The organism is Nostoc sp. CmiVER01 (assembly GCF_034531135.2).
In the GTDB taxonomy this organism is placed as follows: Bacteria; Cyanobacteriota; Cyanobacteriia; order Cyanobacteriales; family Nostocaceae; genus Nostoc.
This window is the reverse complement of the sequence record NZ_JAVRBU020000003.1, coordinates 388,359-410,363: the sequence shown is the minus strand read 5'-3', so window position 1 is coordinate 410,363 and position 22,005 is coordinate 388,359. Positions and strand designations below refer to the sequence as shown.

The 22,005-nt window shown below is 40.9% G+C and carries 21 protein-coding genes; 14 read left to right on the top strand and 7 right to left on the bottom strand.

What is annotated here, in order from left to right; all coding sequences use genetic code 11:
* Positions 1-209: 209 nt before the first annotated feature.
* The 3 genes from RMZ43_RS06820 (at position 210) to RMZ43_RS06810 (ending at position 2,358) form a co-directional block, all read left to right on the top strand.
* Positions 210-1,082 (top strand): MBL fold metallo-hydrolase, encoded by an 873-nt coding sequence (locus RMZ43_RS06820; RefSeq protein ID WP_322655226.1) that lies wholly within the window; start codon positions 210-212, stop codon positions 1,080-1,082.
* 499 nt (positions 1,083-1,581) lie between these two features.
* Complete coding sequence (locus RMZ43_RS06815) at positions 1,582-1,761, top strand: chlorophyll a/b-binding protein (protein WP_012407782.1); 180 nt, start codon at positions 1,582-1,584, stop codon at positions 1,759-1,761.
* Between the two features lie 273 nt (positions 1,762-2,034).
* A complete protein-coding gene (locus tag RMZ43_RS06810) occupies positions 2,035-2,358 on the top strand; it encodes a hypothetical protein (protein WP_322646106.1) in 324 nt (107 codons plus the stop codon).
* Between the two features lie 579 nt (positions 2,359-2,937).
* On the opposite strand, the gene RMZ43_RS06805 is transcribed toward RMZ43_RS06810, so the two are convergent.
* Positions 2,938-3,504: a hypothetical protein gene (locus RMZ43_RS06805; RefSeq protein ID WP_322655225.1), complete on the bottom strand. Its 567-nt coding sequence runs from the start codon at positions 3,502-3,504 to the stop codon at positions 2,938-2,940.
* Positions 3,505-3,861: 357 nt separating this feature from the next.
* Here RMZ43_RS06805 and RMZ43_RS06800 point away from each other — a divergent pair, with 357 nt between their 5' ends.
* Positions 3,862-4,128, top strand: a complete 267-nt coding sequence (locus RMZ43_RS06800; RefSeq protein ID WP_322646109.1) for a hypothetical protein — start codon at positions 3,862-3,864, stop codon at positions 4,126-4,128.
* Positions 4,129-4,321: 193 nt separating this feature from the next.
* Here RMZ43_RS06800 and RMZ43_RS06795 read toward each other — a convergent pair whose 3' ends face one another.
* The gene (locus RMZ43_RS06795) at positions 4,322-4,585 is read right to left on the bottom strand and encodes a hypothetical protein (protein ID WP_322646110.1); all 264 of its coding nucleotides are present in this window, start codon (positions 4,583-4,585) and stop codon (positions 4,322-4,324) included.
* A 494-nt stretch (positions 4,586-5,079) separates the two neighbouring features.
* Here RMZ43_RS06795 and RMZ43_RS06790 point away from each other — a divergent pair, with 494 nt between their 5' ends.
* Both RMZ43_RS06790 and RMZ43_RS06785 read left to right on the top strand, forming a co-directional pair.
* Positions 5,080-6,399: a hypothetical protein gene (locus tag RMZ43_RS06790; protein WP_322655224.1), complete on the top strand. Its 1,320-nt coding sequence runs from the start codon at positions 5,080-5,082 to the stop codon at positions 6,397-6,399.
* A gap of 116 nt (positions 6,400-6,515) precedes the next feature.
* The gene (locus tag RMZ43_RS06785; RefSeq protein ID WP_322646114.1) at positions 6,516-6,785 is read left to right on the top strand and encodes a hypothetical protein; all 270 of its coding nucleotides are present in this window, start codon (positions 6,516-6,518) and stop codon (positions 6,783-6,785) included.
* Between the two features lie 106 nt (positions 6,786-6,891).
* On the opposite strand, the gene RMZ43_RS06780 is transcribed toward RMZ43_RS06785, so the two are convergent.
* Entirely contained in the window at positions 6,892-7,155 is a 264-nt protein-coding gene (locus RMZ43_RS06780) for a hypothetical protein (protein WP_428850702.1), read from the bottom strand.
* Positions 7,156-7,623: 468 nt separating this feature from the next.
* Between RMZ43_RS06780 and RMZ43_RS06775 the strand changes: the two genes are divergently transcribed.
* Positions 7,624-9,909, top strand: a complete 2,286-nt coding sequence (locus RMZ43_RS06775; protein WP_322655223.1) for an FUSC family protein — start codon at positions 7,624-7,626, stop codon at positions 9,907-9,909.
* A 134-nt stretch (positions 9,910-10,043) separates the two neighbouring features.
* Here the strand turns inward: RMZ43_RS06775 and RMZ43_RS06770 are convergent, their stop codons facing one another.
* A complete protein-coding gene (locus RMZ43_RS06770; RefSeq protein ID WP_322655222.1) occupies positions 10,044-10,451 on the bottom strand; it encodes a peptidoglycan-binding domain-containing protein in 408 nt (135 codons plus the stop codon).
* Positions 10,452-10,942: 491 nt separating this feature from the next.
* Between RMZ43_RS06770 and RMZ43_RS06765 the strand changes: the two genes are divergently transcribed.
* A complete protein-coding gene (locus RMZ43_RS06765; protein WP_322646118.1) occupies positions 10,943-11,788 on the top strand; it encodes a GNAT family N-acetyltransferase in 846 nt (281 codons plus the stop codon).
* Positions 11,789-11,847: 59 nt separating this feature from the next.
* Here RMZ43_RS06765 and RMZ43_RS06760 read toward each other — a convergent pair whose 3' ends face one another.
* Genes RMZ43_RS06760 through RMZ43_RS06750 form a run of 3 tightly spaced genes read right to left on the bottom strand, consistent with a single transcriptional unit; the run spans position 11,848 to position 14,496 of the window.
* Positions 11,848-13,461, bottom strand: coding sequence for a hybrid sensor histidine kinase/response regulator (locus RMZ43_RS06760; protein WP_322655221.1), 1,614 nt, complete (start codon positions 13,459-13,461; stop codon positions 11,848-11,850).
* Between the two features lie 48 nt (positions 13,462-13,509).
* Complete coding sequence (locus RMZ43_RS06755; protein WP_322646120.1) at positions 13,510-14,124, bottom strand: chemotaxis protein CheC; 615 nt, start codon at positions 14,122-14,124, stop codon at positions 13,510-13,512.
* A gap of 6 nt (positions 14,125-14,130) precedes the next feature.
* The gene (locus tag RMZ43_RS06750; protein WP_322655220.1) at positions 14,131-14,496 is read right to left on the bottom strand and encodes a response regulator; all 366 of its coding nucleotides are present in this window, start codon (positions 14,494-14,496) and stop codon (positions 14,131-14,133) included.
* A gap of 799 nt (positions 14,497-15,295) precedes the next feature.
* On the opposite strand from RMZ43_RS06750, the gene RMZ43_RS06745 reads away from it, so the two are divergent.
* From RMZ43_RS06745 to RMZ43_RS06720, 6 genes are all read left to right on the top strand, one after another.
* On the top strand, positions 15,296-17,506 hold the full coding sequence (locus RMZ43_RS06745; protein ID WP_322655219.1) for a chemotaxis protein CheW: 2,211 nt from the start codon (positions 15,296-15,298) through the stop codon (positions 17,504-17,506).
* Positions 17,499-17,969 carry a chemotaxis protein CheW gene (locus RMZ43_RS06740; RefSeq protein WP_322655218.1) on the top strand — a complete coding sequence of 157 codons (471 nt, stop codon included), beginning with the start codon at positions 17,499-17,501 and terminating at the stop codon, positions 17,967-17,969. The genes RMZ43_RS06745 and RMZ43_RS06740 overlap by 8 nt, the downstream gene beginning before the upstream one ends.
* A 17-nt stretch (positions 17,970-17,986) precedes the next feature.
* Entirely contained in the window at positions 17,987-19,291 is a 1,305-nt protein-coding gene (locus tag RMZ43_RS06735; protein ID WP_322646124.1) for a methyl-accepting chemotaxis protein, read from the top strand.
* Positions 19,292-19,358: 67 nt separating this feature from the next.
* Complete coding sequence (locus tag RMZ43_RS06730) at positions 19,359-19,772, top strand: four helix bundle protein (RefSeq protein ID WP_322646125.1); 414 nt, start codon at positions 19,359-19,361, stop codon at positions 19,770-19,772.
* A 74-nt stretch (positions 19,773-19,846) separates the two neighbouring features.
* Positions 19,847-20,908 (top strand): protein-glutamate methylesterase/protein-glutamine glutaminase, encoded by a 1,062-nt coding sequence (locus RMZ43_RS06725; protein WP_322655217.1) that lies wholly within the window; start codon positions 19,847-19,849, stop codon positions 20,906-20,908.
* Entirely contained in the window at positions 20,908-21,762 is an 855-nt protein-coding gene (locus RMZ43_RS06720; RefSeq protein WP_322655216.1) for a CheR family methyltransferase, read from the top strand. Before RMZ43_RS06725 ends, RMZ43_RS06720 begins: the two co-directional genes overlap by 1 nt.
* The last annotated feature ends 243 nt before the right edge of the window (positions 21,763-22,005 follow it).

The window sequence follows — 22,005 nt, the reverse complement described above, 5'->3', positions numbered from 1 at the left end:
TCTAATGCGATCGTAGCGAGTCAGACTCATTCTCGCAATTACAACCTAAACAAGTAAAACTCACAAATCGTCACTATACTTTAGACACAGACTGCAAAAGTAACTCAGCAATTAAATCCTGTAAAGACATATATTTCTTCACTCCTAAGTATGGTGATTATTCATATTGTTTCGTCTTTAAAAGAGATTGATGCTCGGTAGAATGATTTATGCGTATTCATCATCTTAATTGCGGTTGTATGTGCCTGATTGGTGGGGCACTATTCGACGGTTTTAGTCGTGGGCTAACAGCCTGTCTTGTCTGTCACTGTTTGCTTATTGAGACAAATCAGGGACTCGTTCTCATAGATACAGGCTTTGGTCAGCGCGATGTCAAAGCGCCATTATCAAGACTCAGCCCTTTCTTTATGAATTTGAATCGTATCAAGTTTGAAGAAAAATACACGGCGGTTGCAGCTATTGAGCAGCTTGGCTTGAACCCGCGCGATGTCCGCCATATAGTGCTTACTCACCTCGATTTTGATCATGCAGGCGGGTTGGAAGATTTTCCTGAAGCAACCGTGCATGTAATGCTCAGTGAGATTGAAGCAGCCAGAGAACGGCAAGGCTTTGTCTCATCTCGACGTTACCGCCCTGGCCAGTGGGATGAAGTAAAAAATTGGAAGTATTATTCGCCTGGTGGTGAACCTTGGTTCAGCTTTGAGGCAGTACGTAACCTCGAAGGACTACCGCCCGAAATTCTCCTGATACCGCTCGTCGGTCACACACGGGGTCATGCAGGTATCGCTATTGATACATCCGAAGGTTGGCTCTTACATGCAGGCGATGCTTATTTTTACCGACACGAAATCGGCTCTCCTAAACGAGTTTGCACACCTGGTCTACGTGCCTACCAGTCGTTCATGGAGGTAGACCGCAAAGCTCGACTTTCTAATCAAGATAAGTTACGGGCGTTATCGCTCGACCACAGTAGTGATGTGCGCCTCTTTTGTAGCCATGATGCGATCGAGTTCAAAACCTTCGCTGACCAAGATAATTCGCAATTGCAGAAAGACAATTTGCGCTCAACAGCTTCTAATTAGCTCAAAAACTCAATGCATCTCAACGGAATTATGGGGTTTTTAAGGTTCTGCTGAGATGCGTCGATGAGTTTTAATTCAAAGTAAAATATCTTGCTTAAGCTTGTCAAGCTTTTAATACCTATAGGACTTACGCAAAAATTGCTAAAAAGCTTAATTTCTCGAACCGCCATCGCGCTTCGCGTCTCGCAGAGAAGACGCCAAGAGCGCCGAGAATTCGTAGAGTGTGCGTAAGTCCTAACCTACTCAAGTGGATTTCAATAAGCATTAAGAGCAAGAAACAGCAGAATTTGTGCTATGGGCGATGCCTGTTATGGGTTACGCCTACGCAAAATTTCAGAAAGCATTTTTACTCTACAACGTGAATCGAAATGAAAAAATGTTGAGCAGATTTTCTTCAGATTTTCTTTATTCACTCAATGTTGCATTTTTTTTAACATCTGTTACATTACTTTACAGACAGTTATAACTGCTACAACACTTGAATTTTGGAGTTTTACTGATGACAGGTTTTAAGAATCCTGCGCCTATTGTTTCAGAAGATCCTAATGCTGTGCGTTTTGGCTTCACTCCTCAGAGTGAAAACTGGAACGGTCGTCTTGCAATGATTGGTTTTTTATCTGCGATTTTAATTGAAGCTTTTTCTGGTCAAGGCTTACTCCATTTCTGGGGCATCCTCTAAATTGATGCTAGGAGGGTAGCACACCCGTGCTACCCTTAGCTGGAAGTTTACGCAAGTCATTCGTTTCTAAGGAACTTCACAGAAAATAAATTATCCAATTTACTCAGATAATATTTTTCTTTTTCCCCTGCTCCCTGCTGCCTACACCGCGATAGGTTGGAAGTCCCTAACCTATGGTATTTGTTGGAATTGGTGCAAAATATTAGATTTTTCCGGTTGAGTCAAAATATAAGTGAATAATTACTTTACATTGAATATGTATAGCTAAAACTCATGGATATACCCCAACGCGTATCAGTCCGCTACAAAGACGCGTCCTTCAACAGTAATGAAATCCGTTTGAGAACTTTTCGGCTTGGGTTACAAATATGGGAAGAACAAACTAAACCCAGAAAAACAGAGCTTTATCAGTTTATATCGTCTTGTTTGAAACAAGTTGACCGCCAAGATCGTTTTATGTTTTCTTTGTTGTTCATAGAATTAACAGACCTCATACGCAATTCATCGTTGGAAAGGGCAACGAAAGAGGTTTTGATTAAAACAGCTTTTAGAGAGTTTGCTTGTGCAATAACAGACTTTGAAGACGCTGGCAAGTAAGGTTGGTTATGAGGGTGCTGGTATTGCGTAAGCGTAGCCTAATCCAGGCATCGTCCTGAAGTCAGCTAATACCATTTCACTAAAATCCTGATACAAATTCTTTCCCCTCTGCTCCCCTGCTCCTCTGCTCCCCTGCTTGCCTAAATGTATCAACCTTAAAGTGAAACGGTATAACCTATAGGATATTTATAAGCAAGCAGCTTTCGCATCAGATTAGTTTTTTCGCTGAATGCGCGGATGGGTAGGTGTTCGGTAAGGAGTGATGCCAAAAATGGCTAAATTGCCCTATATGCAAGAACTTGAGAGCGTAAGCATTTCTAAACCATTCTAGGAAACCATGTTTTGCACAATAATATTTTGATAAGTAATCCACAATCGTATCGGCGGTAGATGTTAAGACTCAGTATTTTCCTCTTTACGAAACACTAAATGAACGTTTGAAAAAATGAGAACTGTTCTCAAACTAAAAAACCCGGTCGTCGTGACTGGGATTTGAATGATGCGATCGCTTCCCTATTTTCAAGCGAGGATGATGAGCGATCGCATTAATAACGCTATATATTAAGTTAACTTATCATCTTATCTAGCAGTGACAAGCTGACCTGTAAAGAAGAATGACCCTCCATTTTGTCCATTACCCTGTAGTGGATTCCCTTGTAGATTATTAAACAGACGAAGCTCAATTGTCCCTTCTACTGTTTGAGTTATCGGATTAAAAGTAGCTCTATAATCATTTCTTGCAATACCGCTACCACCCTTGTTTGAGAGACTAAAGTTGAGTGCCCTACCTGTAATCGCCTTCTTCCCATTACACGCCCAAGTACCCTGAGAAGCGGTAAAAGGATCAAACTGACCCGTAACACCACCTTGGTTTGAGTCACTACTAATCAAGTTCCCTTCTTCAGTAAGAGTGATAAGCGCGCGTGAAGCAAACTTTCCTGCTTTGTCTTTAATTGTCGTGAGGTATGTACCAGCGACAAATTTGCTGCAAACTTTCAGTTCAGGATTGCTATTAATTAAAGACAGTTCAGAATTGCTATTAATTAAAGAGTCAGCTTTCACTTTTTGAATGTTGCAAATATCCAAAATGCTCGCTGTGGAAAGTACACCAATTGTTAATCCAAGCAAAGTTTTACAAATTTTCATGATAAACAGTAGTAAAGAATTTATGAAACTCTACTTAGAATATACAGAAACAAGAAATATTTTTGGTAAATTTTGGTTAATGCTTAATTAAAAAAGGCAATGTCTGCGACGGGCTATGACGCTCGTACCTCGCTAACGCTACGCTATCGGCGTCGCGTGTCTTGGTCAATGAGCGTAGTTTACCGGCTGCAAGCATCGCTCTATTAACAAAAACCCAGTTAAGATAACTGGGCTTTGGATGGCGTTATATTCCCCAAAGGCTATTTATAGAAGTTTTTATCTAATAGCGATTTCTGGAATTGGAATTTGACGCCGTGTATTTACCTCACGAAAAAACCAATTTTATAATCTACCTCTATGAAATCTTCCACCCCAGAAATAATTCGGGCTATAACTCCCATGTTTATGGCAACTATTGGAGCTGTTATTGGTGTTGCTGTTTTAGTCTCGCCAAAAATCACTGATGCCAAATGGTCTGCTGGGCTTGGACTGGCTGGAACGGCGATCGCTGGTGCTGCTGGTCTTGCTCAGAGTAGCAAAAATGAGCCTGACTTTTCAGTGAGGAAGCAAGGAGAGAACTTGCAAGTTCAAACCCCAGGCTCTGAGCCAACTGACAGAAACTAAGTTTGTCCAATGAATGAGAGTTTGGAATGCAACGAGATTTATATTGCAATTACCTAAAATTCCTATTAACGTCAGTTCGGGTTAAGGACTCAAATTTGATTACTTGGACGAAATAATAAGGCTTTCACCCTGTCAAAACTAACGACATAATCAAGGTTTCAGTTTATCCCAAACTCAGGTTATACAAGACCAACTAAGATACTTTCGGTTGTTGCCATAGGATGAGTTTCAATTCAGAGCAGTAGCAACCCCCACTACTAATTTCTCCTTCGTGGTCAGCTAGCCAATCATAAATTAGTGCAGCTTTTGCTAATGCCACTTTTTCTGATCGATAAAGCCGAGGAGTAGGGCAGTAGGCTTGACCATTGATGTGTATAGCTGCAATTTGCCAATAATCGCTCTCTGGTACAATTTCTAAAAACCCGTTACTGTAAGGCTGGATTATTCCTATATTCATCTACAACCATCAAACTTTAAAATGAAGACCATAACAAAGTCGATACCAGCCAATTCTTCAAAGTCAAAGCTGGAATCACCAGGAAATGCAGTAGCAACCCCTGCTAATGATTGTCGGTTCGTAGTCAATGAAAATCTGAATGATTAGTCACTTTTTGGCTTGATTACGTTATTGTAAGCAAGAATGGCAAGATAAATCGGCACAAACTGGGCTAAACTACTAAAAAATTGAGTCTAAAGCCTCATCTTAAAGAATTTAAGCGAGTCAAAATTGCTATTGCAGCGATCGCAATCTCCAACTCCTGCTTTTATCTGATGCGATCGCAAAAATAGGGAAACCATAGTCTGCCGTATAGCCGATAGCACCAAACGAAGGATTTTGAAACCTAAACTTTTAAACTTTCAGTTATCCGGAGTGACTCAAGTGTGGTTACACTACCGACATAGTAATCACTGTTGGTGGAATACCGAGCGATGTATAGAAATGCTAAAAGATTGACTGCTATTTTTCTGTTGGTTTTTCTGTTGATTGTTACTATCAACTTTGCAGTAATTGCTCAAGATAGTTCAGATGGCCCTCCTGTAAATTTTGCGCCTCAGCTATGTTCAGTGCCTGCTGGACTGAAAACTCAACAAGTCATTGCCGACGATGGTCGTAACCAAGTTAAAATGGGCGATCGCATTAGGATAAAAGTTGAAGGATTATCAGCAGCGACCAGAAAAACAACGGTTAATGCCACCAATTCATTTGATCCTCGACAATTAGTGTTGTACCTGGATGGCTATGAGCTAGAGGATGTCCACGGAGAACCAGTCATCGTCAACGTTCCGGGTAAAGATCAAAAGACAGTTCTTGAGGATGATTGGTTAGCCTTTCGACTTGAACGCACTGACTCGTCTCAAGCTGCATGGAATGCGCTTCTTGGTAGAGGAAGCAAATACAGTATTAACGTGATAGCAGGAGTAGGCTGTCCCAAAAAGATTGCAATTCCGGTGAGCGATCGCTTTCCACCTCCTCTATTAACAATAGTTCTGTTTTCGTGGCGATTTTGGCTGTGTCTACTTCTACTTATAGCTGTTGTATTAATGTTCATTAGGTATTGCCGAAACACTCTTCGTAGCTCTGGAATAGAAGGGGTTTACTCTGAAATAGAGGTGATTGGTGGACAGGAACGATTGACCACAGAAAAGGTTGATCTTAAAAAGGTTGCTCTTAAAAACGAATATCGTCAAAGTCGAATTGCTCAATTTTTTCTTGGCAGAAAAAAACTGAATAGAAATCCGTTCAGTTTATCAATCTCTCAACTTGCTTTTTGGACATTTCTAATTTTTGGTTCTTACCTGATTATCTATGGCATAACAGGAGACTATACGAATATTTTGACTCAACAATCACTAATATTATTGGGAATCAATTCTGTAACTACCGTTGGTACTTCGTTAATAGATGGGCAGGGGAATGAGAAGAATAAAAAAGGTAGTCAACGCGTTTCTGAAGGTTTTTTCTACGATATATTATCAGACATTAATGGAGTCAACTTTCATCGGTTCCAAACATTTATTTGGACAGTTGCGCTCGGACTATTCTTTGTTTGGGAAGTCCTTAAAAATCTGGCAATGCCGGAATTCGATGACACACTTCTTACACTACAAGGAATTAGTGCCGCAACATATCTTGGGCTTAGAGGGCAAGAGCAGCATGGTATGATTAAAGAGCCAGAATCTACATCCATAGAAGATAATTCTTCTGCACAACCGCTTCCACCAGAACAAGCTAATCCACCTCAGAGCGATTCATCGATTCCTGCTCCCTAACTTCTAGACGTTGAATTTTTGGTTGCCTACCTGCACTATCTTGTTATCCCTTTCTTTATGAAGCTGCGCCAAATCTCTTAATTTATTATTTCTTGGCGTACTTGGCGCTCTCGTGTTTGCGTCTACGTTCTTTATTTCTTGCACTATCCGCGCATCTTCATACAGAATTGGTATCAGATTTTAATAGCCGAGTTGAATCATCCAGTAGAGTAATTGCAGAAGCGATCGCACTTTACGAAAATCTCCTCGAACAGCAGGAAAAAGCTCACAACGAAACCCTGGAACAACGTGAGGCTGAAAAGATGTGGATTTACCAAAAGCGCCAAGAACTTGAGCAGGTACAGAATGGGCTAGAAGTCATTCTCAGTAAATGCGCCATTGTTTAATCGCCTTGCTTACAGACTTATCTTTGCTTATCGCACTTGCAAAATCGTGTATTAGTCTATGGTAATAGGACAGTAGTATTTGAGTAAATGATGCTTATAGCTGTTTTTAGTTGAGTAGGTTGGCATACTCATTTGTTATTTCGGCATACTCATTTGTTATTTCGGCATACTCATTTGTTATTTCGGCGTACCCATTTGTTATTTCGGCGTACCCATTTGTTATTTCGGCATACTCATTTGTTATTTCGGCATACCCATTTGTTATTTCGGCATACCCATTTGTTATTTCGGCATACCCATTTGTTATTTCGGCATACTCATTTGTTATTTCGGCATACCCATTTGTTATTTCGGCGTGTCCATAACGCACCCTACGAAACTACTAGAATTGAAACCTGTGCTGGTCATACTTGTGTGTACACGGTAGGCAAGCGAGGAGCTTGCTCTGATGTGGGAAAATAAGGCGATTGCTTACTACTGAAACCTCATTCTGCACTTGATAAGTGTTTATCAATCACTTTACATCACCACAGCCACAAAGCCGCCCTTTGTATATAAGGCGCAACTGCTCCTGAGCGATCGCTCTCCTAAATGCGCCTGTTTCGCTATCAACTGCTCTGTATCTGGGTTTAAGCGATAGTCAGTTACTTCGGTAAGTTGCTTTAACTTACTAATAATCTACAAGTATATTAAACGTTGGCTGGAAGCCATTCTCAGTAAATGCGCCATTGTTTAATCGCCTGACTCAATTTTCCGGTAAAACCATCCTCCAGCCAGTTATATCTGGCTAAAATGCTGTAAGAAGCGATCGCGCTTTGTTATAGTCGCCAGTCTCATAATGTCATTTACAGATAAACGTCCTCTGAGTTGGTTGTTGCAGCAATTTCAACTCCAGCCAGGTAAGCCCGCCATTGCCTCTGGATTCCGTAGCCTTTTTATACTGGGTGTGCCGATTGGAATTGGGATCATTACAAATCATGCTGCTGAAAGTGCGATCGCCACTATGGCGGCTTGGTTCGTTGGGATGGTAAATGTTGACGGAGCCTACCGTCAGCGAGCGATCGCTATGATTGCAGCTACGATTGGGGTAACTGTAATGTTCCTAATCGCAAGTTTGGTTAGCAGTCATCTCTGGTTAGCTGTCCCGACCACGTTCTTGGTAATATTTATAGCAGGTTTAGCAAATCTCTATGGCAACGTGGCTGCATCTGTCAGCTTGATTACTTCGATAATGTTTGTGATTGCGCTGGCTAGATTCGCTTCATTTTCTAATTTGTCTACTCTTATTCAACACTGTGGGCTATGTCTAGCTGGTGGAACATGGACAACTGTCTTGTCATTGGGATTGTGGGCAGTGCGTCCTGATGTACCTGCAATACAGACAGTCGCTAACTGTTATCTCTCATTAAGCAATTTTGTAGACTTGGCAAGCCAGAGAGCATTAAATCCAAAAGCTCATCAGCAGTGGGAACAGCGATTTTTGCAAGCTCAGGATACACTTATTCAAAACTTAACATCTGCCCGTAGCGTCTGGACAACTATCTGGACTAGGCAAAGAGGAGCTACCCTGCGGGGAAATCAGTTACTCGTATTAATTGAGGATGTAAATCAAATTGTCAATTCTGTTGTAGCACTGAACGAACTATTAGCGATCGCATCGGAACATCAACTATTTTCTCGGTTACAGCCAGAAATTCAGCAAGTGCTAGAACAGTCGGCAATTGCTCTCGAAATGTTATCACAAGCGATCGCCAAAGGAAAAAACTCACCTCATTTAGGGGATCTAGATCGGAGTCTTGAAGCACTAGAACACCAAAGGCAAGTTCTGCGTTCGCAAGTCCTCAATCAAACTATCAATGCTCAGACAGATGATTATTCTGATCTCCTCAACCTTGGCAAGATTACAGCCAGTCTGACAAAGTTAGTAGAGCAAATTCATACTGATGCAGAGATTGTTACAGATTTAAGCCAAGGAAAACTGCGTAACAGCATTGCCCAGCGAGATATTTCTCCCCCAGCCCAACCAGAACGTTCTACAATTATTGATACGCTGCGAAATAACTTCACTTTTGATTCAGTCCTCTTTCGTCATGCGTTGCGCCTCGCACTAATCACAACCCTTGCTGAATTACTTGCCTCGCTATTCCAACTACCTAGAGGCTACTGGATAACGCTAACAGCTTTAGTTGCACTTAAACCGAACTTTGGCGGAACGTCACAGACAACAGTACAAAGAGTCGTTGGCACTATTTTGGGTGGAATTATCGGTATTGCTCTGGTTTTACTAGTTAAAAATTCATTAGCAAGTGCAGTCTGTTTTCTGCTACTGGTATTTGTTGCGATGTCGGTGCGATCGTTAAGCTACAGCATATTTATCATCCTGCTGACTCCCGCCATCATATTGCTACTCAACATGATTAGTGCAGGTGGCTGGAAGGTTGGAGTATTGCGGATCTTCGATAGCTTCGCTGGGGGTGTCTTAGCACTGCTTGGAAGCTATTTGCTTTTTCCTCGTTGGGAACGACAGCAACTTCCTGCACAACTGGAAAAGACAATTCGAGCTAATCTTGCTTACTTTCAACAGGTAATAGCTAACTATCTTCATCCAGAACAGAATGCGATCGCTGATATCAACATGCTACGCCATCAAGCAGCACTAGAGAACGCCAACGCCAACGCCGCAGCTCAACGATTATTCAGCGAACCTCGTCACATTCAGGGAGAAATCGAACCTGTAATGACGCTGATGATATACATTCGTGGTTTTTTCAGTTCGGTAACAACTTTGGCAGAACATCTGCGGGAATTTAGCGGTGAGTACCAATTTCCTGAAGTAAAGCGACTTGCTGATACCATTGTCCAAGTTTTGGAAAACCTAGCAGATGCCCTTGGGCAGAGACAGCCACCCCAACCATTACCAGCACTGGATAGCTATCTTGAAGCAATTCACAACCAAATTGAACAGTTACATACTGCTCGGTTATCAGAAATTGCTACCAATTCCAACACTTTAACTCCCACATTACAAGCCGTTCGAGAGCAAACTCCACTCTCCACAGAACTGGATCGAATTGTTAATGAAATTAAAGTTCTGCATTGTGTAATTGCTCGTCTGCAAGAATAATTGGCGTTGCAAAGTAGTAAGATGAATTGGGGCAAGCTCTTGAGACAGAGGAAGTGGGGGGAATTTTAAAACTTGCCAAATCATCCCGTAAATATGCAACGCCGAATAATTTTCTTTACGAAGCTGAAACCATTTTATTTAAGATATGCCAAAGTCCGGCGTCCAATTATTCCGTCGGCTCTTAATCCTTTAGATTTCTGAAATTTCATCACGGCTGAACGTGTTTTGTCATCGAAAACACCATTCACACTTGCAGTATAAAATCCTTGCTGTTTTAATAAATTTTGAGCAGTTTTAACTCTCTCTCCTCTGCTACCTACTGTGAGTGCAGTACTACGATTTGCGGTACTATGGTGTGCTGTACTATTCTTATGGGTATTAACCTTTTGGATGGCATTAGCCTTTTTCATAGTGCCACCGGAATTTTGAGCAACCTGGGTAGCAGTAGTGATATTGTGGCTTTTATTATTGCTTAAAGAATAAGCAGGCGCAGCAGTAGCTAAAGCCAAAGCAGGGAGCAATGCAAGTACTTTCCAATTCATCTTTTTGTTCCTTCTAACTATAAGAGTTCTGACAATTTTGATTAGAAGAGTCATCCAAAAAAGGATTAATGCCTTATAGTGATTCTTCTCGGTATACTCTGGTGTGTGGGTTTATTATAGAGGGGGGTCTATTCTTTAACCCAGAGCTATAGCATCACACGTTATATTGACAGAGCTATTGCAAAATTGTGACAAAAGCATGACTAATTTATTTAGAATTGTGTCGCACAAAGTCTCACTCTTGATTTGTCAGAATTTTAGAGAAATTCTGACAAATCACTGCAAAAAAATGGCGTTGGCGCTAGCCTTGTCGTCAGACATCGCACTTGCAAAATCTTGTATTAGTGTATGGTAATAGAACAGTAGTATTTGAATAAAAGATGCTCAAGCGACTATAAGTCGCAGCTATACAAAAAAGTAATATTAAGAGTTATCACTCAGTTTGCGAAAGCAAAGTTAAATAGTTAACAGCCTAGCATTCAGAAGATATTATGACCACTAAGAATTTCGTCGTCCGCCCAATGAACAGATCGGAAATGGATTTGGCGATTAGTTGGGCAGCAATCGAAGGTTGGAATCCAGGAAAGTATGATGCTCAATCTTTTTATCAAACTGACGAGAGCGGTTTTTTCTTGGGTGAGTTTAATGGTGAGCCGGTGGGGTGCATTTCTGCTGTTGCTTACGATCCACACTTTGCCACTATAGGTTTTTACGTTGTCAAACCCCAGTTTCGTGGGCAGGGGTTGGGTATGAAAATTTGGAAGACAGCAATGGACTATCTGGGTGCTGATCGTAACATCGGCTTGGATGGTGCAGTAGCTCAACAAGAAAACTATAAAAAGTCTGGTTTCCAAATCGCTTATAACCATATTCGTTATGAAGGGGTGGGTGGCGGTGTTGTGCCTGCTGGAATCGTGGATCTGAAAACAGTGCCTTTTGAAGATTTGGTGGCTTATGATCGCCAATTTTTTCCTTCTGAGCGATCGCTGTTTCTACAACATTGGATTGAACAGCCAGAAAGTACTGCTTTCGGGTTTCTCAAAAATGGATCTCTTGCTGGTTACGGAGTTATCCGACCTGCCCATACAGGTTTTAGGGTTGGGCCACTATTTGCTAATGATGAACAGATTGCTGAAACATTGTTTCAAGCCTTGCTTGCACAAAATCCTCATGCTCCAGTGTTTTTTGATGTGCCGGATGCAAATCCACAAGCGATTGACCTAGTTCAACGTTACCAATTGCAGCCAGTCTCTCAAACTGCTCGGATGTACACTAAAGAAATTCCTAGTTTACCTATTGATCGCATCTTTGCTGTGACAAGTGTAGAACTAGGTTAGAGACGGACAAACAACGTGTTTACGCCCCTACTATCCAATCCCACTGTAAGCGCATGAGTTCAATTCTTAACAAGGGCTGTGATCGCAGCTACTAGTTTGGCAGGATCGGCTGGTTTAGCGATATGAAGTTGAAATCCGGCTGTAAAAACCTGTTTTTGTGTGGTTTCTGCGGCGTAAGCACTTAAAGCGATCGCCGGAATTTCTCCACCTAAATTCGCGGGCATTGCTCGTAACTTTTTGATCAAAGTGTAACCGTCAACATCTGGCATACCTAAATCGCTTAATAGCAAATCTGGTTTTGACTGCATAATTGCAGTCAGTGCTTCATTGGCAGATGCTGCGATCGTCACGATTGCTCCCTGCTGTTCTAATAGAAAAGCCAGAAACTCACGGGTATCAGCATTATCATCTACAATTAACAAACGTATTCCTTCTAGTGGAGCATAAAGCATACAGGATGGATAAGAATCATCTGATAAATTGTTATTTTCCTTTTCTAATTCCAAATGTTGAAACACAGGTAGGCAAACTGTAAACGTTGCACCTTGTCCTTCTCCTAAGCTTTCTGCCGAAACTATACCGCCATGTAACTCGACAAGTTGGCGCACAATCGCTAAACCAAGTCCAAGTCCACCAAAACTTCGGGTTGTACTACTATCTGCCTGACGAAAATATTCAAATACATAAGGTAGGAAGTCGGGACTAATACCTTTACCCGTGTCACTAACTATCAGTTGTACTTCAGAATTAATCTGTTTTAAGTAGACTTCTACCTGTCCGCCGGATGGTGTGAATTTAACGGCGTTAGAGAGCAGATTCCAAATAATTTGTTGAATACGACTACTATCACCCTTGACCTGTCCAATTCTTGTATCTAAATGAAGATTAATTTGAACGGACTTTGCTTCTGCTGCCAATTGCACTGTCTCTAAGGCAGCTTCAACACTAAAAACAAGATTAACCTTCTCTAAATTAAGTGCTAGCTTGCCCTGGAGAATGCGAGAGATATCTAACAAATCTTCAATCAACTGAGCCTGTAATTCAGCATTTCGTTCGATGGTTTCCAAAGCACGCAAAGTAGTAGCTTCGTTTAATGAGCGATTCTTTAGTAGCTTTGCCCACCCCAAAATTGGATTAAGAGGAGAACGAAGTTCATGAGAAACAATTGCTAAAAATTCATCTTTTATGCGGTTTGCTTTCTCAGCAACTTCTTTAGCTCGTTGGCGTTCTTCAGCTATTGCTAGAGCCTGATCTCGTAGGTTTTTATATTCCTGAACTCGGAATGTTAAATCTGTCAAATCTTCAATTGAAAAAAGAGCATAAAATCCATCTCCATGCAACGCAGATACAGCAGTAACAGTTGTGTGTTGAATGCGGTATTTATCTTGAGATATAGGTACTGGAATAATATATTTATGCAGTTGAGAAGAAAAAATTGTTGGAGGCCCGCCTTGGAAAATTTGGTGTAAACGGCTAGCGTAACGAGGTTGATTCAGATGAGGGAAATATTCCTGAATAGAAATTCCCAAAATTTTACTTTTCGGAATTTTTGTCCATTCCTCTAAACAGGAGTTCCAGAAGATAACAACATAATCTGATTGTAGAACAAAAGCTCCTAAGGGAATTTTATCTAAAAGGCTGAATTTTTCCTGAGCTTGTCCAATTATATTCATTGCATTATCAAAGGGTTTTAATAAATATTAAAACTATTTTTAGTATAATTATATTATTGAATTATTTGGATTGTACTCATTCATTGCATTGATGAGCGCATCAAAAGTGCCAACCAGAAAAATTAAAATAATATCTCCGATAATTTCAAAGCGTTCAATTGTGAAACTAGCTTGTGCCAGTAAGATTTTTGAATCGCTCTCGTATGCAGATAATAATAAATTTTCAAGAGTATCTTCTAAATAAACGGGCAATGTATAGTTTAGATGCTTTTTTAGCACATTACTGAGTGAACCCATTACTCCATTTATGACAATGTTACCAATTTCGCTCAGTGTGCCAATTTTCACCACATCTAGGTCAGCCGATCCTGGCTTTTCACCTGTAAGCACTGCAACCAATGTTGATGCGCTGTCAGTTGGAAAAATTAAACTAGCAGTGCCATAAAAAGAGCCTGTAAAGCGTAGTTTTACAGCTGCCAAAGTATCATCCTGAAATCGTTTTGTTAATTCTTGATATGCATCGTTAGCAGTTAAGACTTTAACAACCGGAATTTTTAGACGAATGTGAGAGTCTACCATTTCATTAAGTAGACTTGCTGCTCGACCAACTCCAATATTAATTAACTCTTGTAGGGCATCTAGTTCTTCTGCTGTCACATTCATGAAAACTTATTCCTTGGTATTAAGAACTTCCTGGACTGCCTTTCGCAATTCACTTTCTTTTGGTGGTTTATTAATAAAGTTGACTGCCCCCAGGTTATAGCTTTGATTACGTGCCCCTTCTTGGATATCGGCGGAAATGATAATGGTCGGAATTTTTAATTGTTTATCTTGCATAGCTTTCAAAAATTCAAACCCATTAATATCTGGCATTAGAAGATCCGCTAACACACAATTTGGCTTATAGTTGTCAACCATTTCTAATCCCTCACGCCCATTAGTGGCTTCGATAATTTCATAACCATCTACTTGTAGAAACTTACGGATCATTCTGCGAGAAAAAGCTGCATCATCGATAATCAAAACCATTGCCATCAGCTTTGTCCTTTTATGCTTTAGCTTAACAATTAATAATATAGACTAGTTAGCCTATATTATTAATTAAAAGGAATGAATTAAAGAAGAAATAAATATAATTTTACAATTATCAATAATAGTTTCGGAAAAATTATCAAACTCGCTGAAACTATAATGCTATGAAGCTAAAATTTTTAATAATAGAAGTTTTTAAAATTTGTTAAGTATTTGAAATCCGATCTAATTCCAGCTTTACTTTGTGAAGCCAATGCAAAATTCTTGTTTGCTGGATATCGGTTAGACGGTTGATTTCTGGCAGGCTCATGCCACTAGGGACTTCCAATAAAAAAAATAATCAATTGCTGTGTAGGCAGGGGAGCAGGGGGCAGGGGGAAAAGAAAAATATCATTTGAATAAATTGGCTAACTTATTCTCTGGAAGTCCCTTAAGATACATTTTGAGGCATACCTGCTTGACATAGTTTAAGTAGTACCAAGGTTGTTATGATTTGAGAAACTGACGTTAGCGTACCCTTACGGGGAAGCAAGCTACGCGCACCGTTTCCAAGAGTTGTGGGGCGGAACGCACATTGCATTGTTTGCACTTGTTAAGATTGTCTGTATTAACAATGACCATTTTTGAAAGTTTGAGTTGAATCGCAACTATAACATTGCGTATCTTTTAACTATATCATTAAGGCAAATATTATGTCTTCAGCCTAAAAAAAGGCAAACATCTCTCTTTAGATAGAGATTGCTGAGGGTTAATATTAAATTAATATTAAAATAACATATATAAATTTATATTTTATTAACCGATGGAGTTAAATGAAATTGACGATGATATAGAAGCATTTCTCGTTGAAAGCTATGAGAATTTGAATCAAATTGAAGGCGATATTATTGAGCTAGAAAAAACATCTGCGAATGGAGAAGCATTAGTTCGCATTTATCGCTCACTCCATACGCTTAAAGGAAATTGCGGCTTTTTACCGTTTCCTAATTTAGAATCACTTGCTCATGCTGGAGAGAATTTGCTCTCGTGTCTGCGCGATCGCCAGCTAGAAATTACCCCTGAAATTATTAGTATTTTACTACAAACAGTTGATAGCATTCGGCAAATCCTGTCTCAAATTCAAGCTACAAGGCATGATGGCGATGTCTACGACGGGCTGCGCCTACGCGATTATTCCGCACTGATCGCAACTTTAACTCGATTGTCACAAGCAAAACAGACTCCAAAACCCTCTCAATCGCCAATTAATACACAAACGCCACAAATACATGCAGAAGCTCCAAAAGATACAGCAGGTAGTGATGTCAATAACGAAATCACAGAAATATCAACGACAACATCAGAATCTGCTTATATCCGAGTCAATGTCAATCTGCTAGATCAAATGATGAACCTAGTGGGTGAACTCGTTTTAGCCCGTAACCAGGTAATCGGATTTAGTACAAAATTTAAGGATAATAGTTTTACCACTACCTGCCAGCATTTGAGCCTACTTACAGCCCAGTTGCAAGAGGGGGTGATGAAAACTCGATTGCAACCAATTAGTTCCATTTGGCAAAAGTTCCCTCGCGTCACCCGTGATTTAGCGATCGCTTCCGGTAAAGAAGTTGAAGTAGAGATGGAGGGAGCAGATACCGAACTAGACAAAAGTATTATTGAAACAATTAAAGACCCCTTAACGCACTTAGTACGCAACTGCATCGATCATGGGATAGAATTACCAGCCGAACGGGTTGCTTGTGGAAAGCCAAGCTTAGGACGGCTATTTCTCAGAGCCTTTCACGAAAGCGGCAAAGTCAATATTGAAATTGGCGATGATGGTCGCGGTCTAAATTTAGAACGGCTCAAAGGGCGAGCGCAGCAACTTGGTTTAGTCAACGCACTGCAAGCTGCAACCATGAGCGAATCAGAAGTGATGAACTTAATTTTTTTATCCGGCTTCTCGACAGCTGAACAGGTAACTCACCTTTCCGGGCGCGGGGTTGGCATGGATATTGTCAAGAGTAATATTGAGAAAATTAACGGAACAGTTGAAATTTACAGCCAACAGGGACAAGGAACAACCTTCAAAATCAAGATTCCCCTGACATTGGCAATTATTCCAGCATTGATTGTCACTAGTGGTAGCAATAGCTATGCTATTTCCCAAGGGAGTCTACTAGAGCTAGTACGCCTAGAAGCACTCAATAGTATTGAGATATTATATGATGTGCCTGTGTATCGCTTGCGGGGTAATCTTGTGCCTTTGGTTTACCTCAATCAAGTATTGCAACACAATAGTGTCAACAACTTAGAAACACTCAGTCTGGTAATTGTGCAAGTTGATAATTATCGCTTTGGACTGGTTGTAGACACAATTGAAGACATCCAAGATATTGTAGTTAAACCTTTGGGAAGACAGTTAAAGACGCTATCCCTATTCACAGGAGCTACCGTTTTAGGAGATGGCACAGTGGCATTAATTATTGATGTTGTCGGTTTGGCAAACCAAACTGGTATAATCGCCAAACAAAAGCAGTTATTGAGCGAGAATACTGCAAATAGCCAAGAGCAAGCAGGCGATCGCCAAACAATTTTACTCTTTGAAGGCCCCCAAGGCGCACGCATGGGCATTCCACTAGCGATCGCATATCGGCTCGAAGAGATTCTTGCTTCTGCTGTCGAAAAAGTAGCTAATCAGGATGTGTATCAGTCTTATGGTCAAATTCTACCGCTAATTGATCTTTATAAAATATTTGGCAATCGCGATCGCTTTAATGATGAGGCTTTGGCAACAGTTGCAGAAACGCTCCAGATAATTATTGTTTCTCCATATACAGAACTTAGTGTTGGGCTAGTAGTTGAGCGCATTCTTGATATTGTGGAAGAACCATTAACCATTAAAGGTATTCCTAGTAGACCTGCTGTGCTTTTCTGTGCTGTAATTCAAGGGCAAATCACAGAAATTATTGATATAGAGACTGTAATTCGGATTGCTAACCCTCATTTGCTGCAACTAGCGACTCATGGCTGAACAAAAAATTTGCACATTTTTCCTCAAAGGAGCTTACTTTGGTATTGACGTGCAACACGTTCAAGAAGTGATTCGTCCACAACCAACGACTCGTGTACCTTTAGCACCACCAGATATTTGTGGGTTGATTAATTTACGTGGACAAATTATTACTGTCATCGATTTGCAGCGTCGATTAGAAATGAGCGAACCGCAGACACAATCAACTACAAAACTTGGAGATGAGCGGCAGGGATTTAATTTCATTGTGTATTCTGATCATGAAGTAGTCAGTCTGCTAGTGGATGATGTGGGAGATGTTTTAGAGTTTAAACAAAACACCTTTCAACCCCCACCCGCAACGTTAAAAGGTAGAATGCGTCAGATGCTAGCAGGAGCTTACCCGCTTCCAGAGGGATTTCTGTTAGTTTTAGACACCGAGAAAATTCTAGATGTTAATTTAACAAATCAGATTATTGAGTAATTAAGGAGCGCTTTGCAATGACTACTAATCGGGCTGGAAAAACAGTCAACTCAAAATCTCCCTCGGTGGATAGTGCAGATTCGCAACCGACCGATGACAGTGTAATAAAAGTGCAATTGCAAGCGTTACTAATAGCACTTAAGGCGGCAAAAAACGGTGATTTTACCGTCCGTTTAGCGGATGAGAATAATGAATTGGGTGAAATTACCTCAGTTTTTAATGAATTGGTGAGTTTAAATCAAAACTTTGCTAACGAAGTTAATCGCTTGGCATCCGAGATTGGTATTGAAGGGAAGCTTGGTTCTCAAACCGTTGTCAAAGGAGCAGGTGGGAGTTGGAAAGAATCGCTCGACAACTTGAATCAGATGTCTACAAATTTAAAAGAGCAGATAAAAGGTATTAATGAGGTCAGCCTTGCCGTTGCTCAAGGAAATTTGTCCAAGCAAATCGAGGTAAGCAATGCAGGAGAGTTTAAGCAGCTTACGGATAATGCAAATCAGATGATTAGCAGCCTCAAGTCTTCAATTAGACAGATGACAGAGGTGGCAACAGCAGTTGCGTCTTCCGCAGAAGAACTAACCGCAGTCAGCAAAGAAATGACTGAGAACGCCGAACAAACAGCCGAACAAGCCACTTCTGCCTCTGCCTCTGCTGAAGAGGTAAGTCGGAATACCAATACAGTTGTGACTGCCGTGGAAGAGATGAATGCTAGTATTCGAGAAATTTCTAAGACCGTTACCCAAGGAGCAAAAGTCACGACTGAGGCAGTTAAAACAGCCGATCGCACGAACGAGACAATTAACAAACTCGGTCAAAGCAGCATCGAAATTGGTAAAGTTATTAAAGTCATTACCTCGATCGCAGGGCAAACAAACCTGCTAGCCCTCAATGCTACCATTGAGGCAGCCAGAGCCGGAGATGCAGGTAGAGGATTTGGCGTAGTCGCAAACGAGGTGAAAGAATTAGCCAAGCAAACGGCAAGTGCTACTGAAGACATAAGCTTGCGAATTGAAGCAATTCAGACAGATACAAAAAGCGCCGTTCAAGCCATCACTCAGATTACTAGCATTATTAATCAAATCAACGACTTTCAAAGCACGATCGCCAGTGCTATTGAGCAACAAACAGCAACAACAAATGAAATTGGTCGAAATATGGCTGAGGCAGCCAAAGGAACATCAGATATTGCTAAAAGTATTGGAATTGTGGCACTTAATACTCAGAGTACGACTACTGGAACCAGTAATACCTTAGAGGCAGCTACAGAACTATCTCGAATGGCAGTAGATTTGCAGAAAGTTGTCAATCAGTTTAAGTATTAAGAGAAGGTAATCTTGAAGAAGTGGCAGAGGAGGCAGGGGGAGCAGAGGAGGCAGGGGAGGCAAGACAATGACTAAAGATAAAGAAGTTATTAAAGACCGTAAAGACTTAGGAATTCATAAAATTGCCTTTGAAACAGCAATGAAAATTTTTGAGCTATCAAAAAAGTTTCCTGTGGAAGAACGATATTCTTTAACTGACCAAATTCGTCGTTCTTCTCGCTCTGTATGTGCGAACATAACAGAAGCTTGGCGGAAACGCCGTTATGAGGCAGCATTTGTAGCTAAGTTGAATGACTGTGTTCGCGGAGCGTGTCGTAGACAAGCTGAGGCAGCTGAAACTCAAACTTGGATTGAATTTGCCGTCAAATGCAACTATATGGATGTGCAAACAGGACGAGAGCTTTACGCAAGTTACAACCAAGTTTTATCTGGTCTAGTAAATATGATTAATCATCCATTACCTTGGTTAATGAATCGTTAATCTCCCCCTGCTCCCCCTGCTCCCCCTGCCCCCCCCTGCCCCTAGTCCCCTTGTCCCCTTGTCCCCATTCCCCAATGCCCAAACTTCGGGTACTAATTGTCGATGACGCCGTAGTAGTACGGAGTCGATTAAGTAAAATTTTGTCTAGCGATCCAGAACTGGAGGTGGTAGGAGTCGCGGCTAACGGTCGTATTGCCCTTGCCAAGATTTCCCATGTTAATCCCGATGTGATCATTTTGGATATCGAGATGCCGGAGATGGACGGTTTGCAAACCTTAGCCGCTATCCGAAAAATATATCCACGCTTACCAGTCATTATGTATAGTACCTTCACCCACAGTGGAGCGATCGCAACGCTGGAAGCTCTTTCTTTAGGTGCTTCAGATTATGCCACAAAACCTAGTAATTTAGGAAGTGTAGAGGCAGCAACCCAACATATTCGGGATAATTTAATTCCTAAAATTAAGGTATTTGGTGCATTTTTCACACCAAGCATCATTACTCATCCAGTTATTTTTCCCCTTCATAGCGATATACAGCAGGTGGAGGTTGTGGCAATTGGGGTTTCTACGGGAGGCCCAAATGCTCTAGCTGTAGTGCTTAAGGAGTTTCCAGCAGATTTATCAGTGCCGATTTTGATTGTGCAACACATGCCGCCAATGTTTACGAAACTACTAGCTAAACAATTAGCTTCCAAGTGTCAAATTCCAGTAGATGAAGCGGTTTCTGGACAGATATTAAAACCGGGACATGCTTGGATTGCACCAGGAGATTTTCATTTAATTGTGCAACGCGACAAAACTGGAGTTCGACTTGTTACCCATCAAGCATCCCCCGAAAATTCTTGTCGTCCTTCAGTCGATGTGCTGTTGCGATCGGTTGCACAGGTTTATGGTGCTGGGGCGATCGCAGTTATCCTCACGGGTATGGGGCAAGATGGGTTGCATGGCTGTCAGTGCATACGCGAGGCGGGTGGACAGGTACTTGCACAAGATAAAGCTACTAGCGTCGTCTGGGGAATGCCTAGTTTTGTCGTTAATGCCGGACTTGCCAATAAAATTCTTCCACTTAACCAAATCGCAGATGAAATTATGCACAGAATTCGTTTAAATCAAGTTCCTCCTACAGACCTGTAATGACAAAGATTATGGGTGTAAATAGCACTGATTTTGAGTATCTTCGGGAGTTAGTTCAGCATCATTCAGCCGTTGTGTTGTTTGGTGATAAAAGCTATCTAGCAGAGTTACATTTGCAGCCAATTATCGAATCGGCAGGATTCGCTTCTATCCCTGATTTGGTTACTTACTTACGAACTCACCCGTTTAATAGTCTTCACATCCAGACAATCGAGGCGCTAGTCACTAACGAAACCTCATTCTTCCGTGATAGCCACCCTTTTGAAGCACTGAAAAAATACGTACTACCAGAGTTAATTAAACAACGAAAAAGTGAGCGATCGCTCAACATTTGGTGTGCTGCCTGCTCTAATGGACAAGAACCTTATAGCATCGCCATACTAATTAATGAACATTTCCCCATGCTTCCCAATTGGTCTGTAAAATTAATTGCAACTGATTTTTCTACTAAGGTTTTAGCGCGGGCCCGCGAGGGACATTATAACCAGCTTGAAATGAATCGTGGACTATCTAAAAATATTCGCGATCGCTACTTTCAAAAGCTAGATACTGACTGGCAAATAAAAGAACAAATCCGTCAGATGGTTGATTTTCGTCAGTTGAATCTTTTACAACCTTGGTCATCTCTGCCACAGTTTGACGTTATCTTTTTACGGAATGTTTTAATCTATTTCGATATTGTTACCAAGAAAGCCTTGCTAAAAAAGATCAAGCAGCAATTAAGGCCAGATGGCTACTTGTTTCTGGGTAGTGGTGAAACGACTATCAGCTTAGATAAATCATTCAAGCGGGTTTTATTTGACAAAGCTATCTGCTATCGATTACACAATCCTGGAGTTAACATTGGCGATTGAGGTCAAAACTAGCAGGCTGCTGTTTGTTTGCAGCCACCTATACGCTTAAACAATCATAATTTCCAAACCAAGACCAGCAAATTAGTATCATTACAAAAAAAATAATTAGCCTTCATTATTTTATTATTGTTCCTTAGTATAAAAAACATTATATATTTATTTTTTTCGGGAAAATAGTGTTTTACCATACACACATAGATAGAAGAAAATACTGAATGCTTGCGATGCGTAAGTATATCTCTA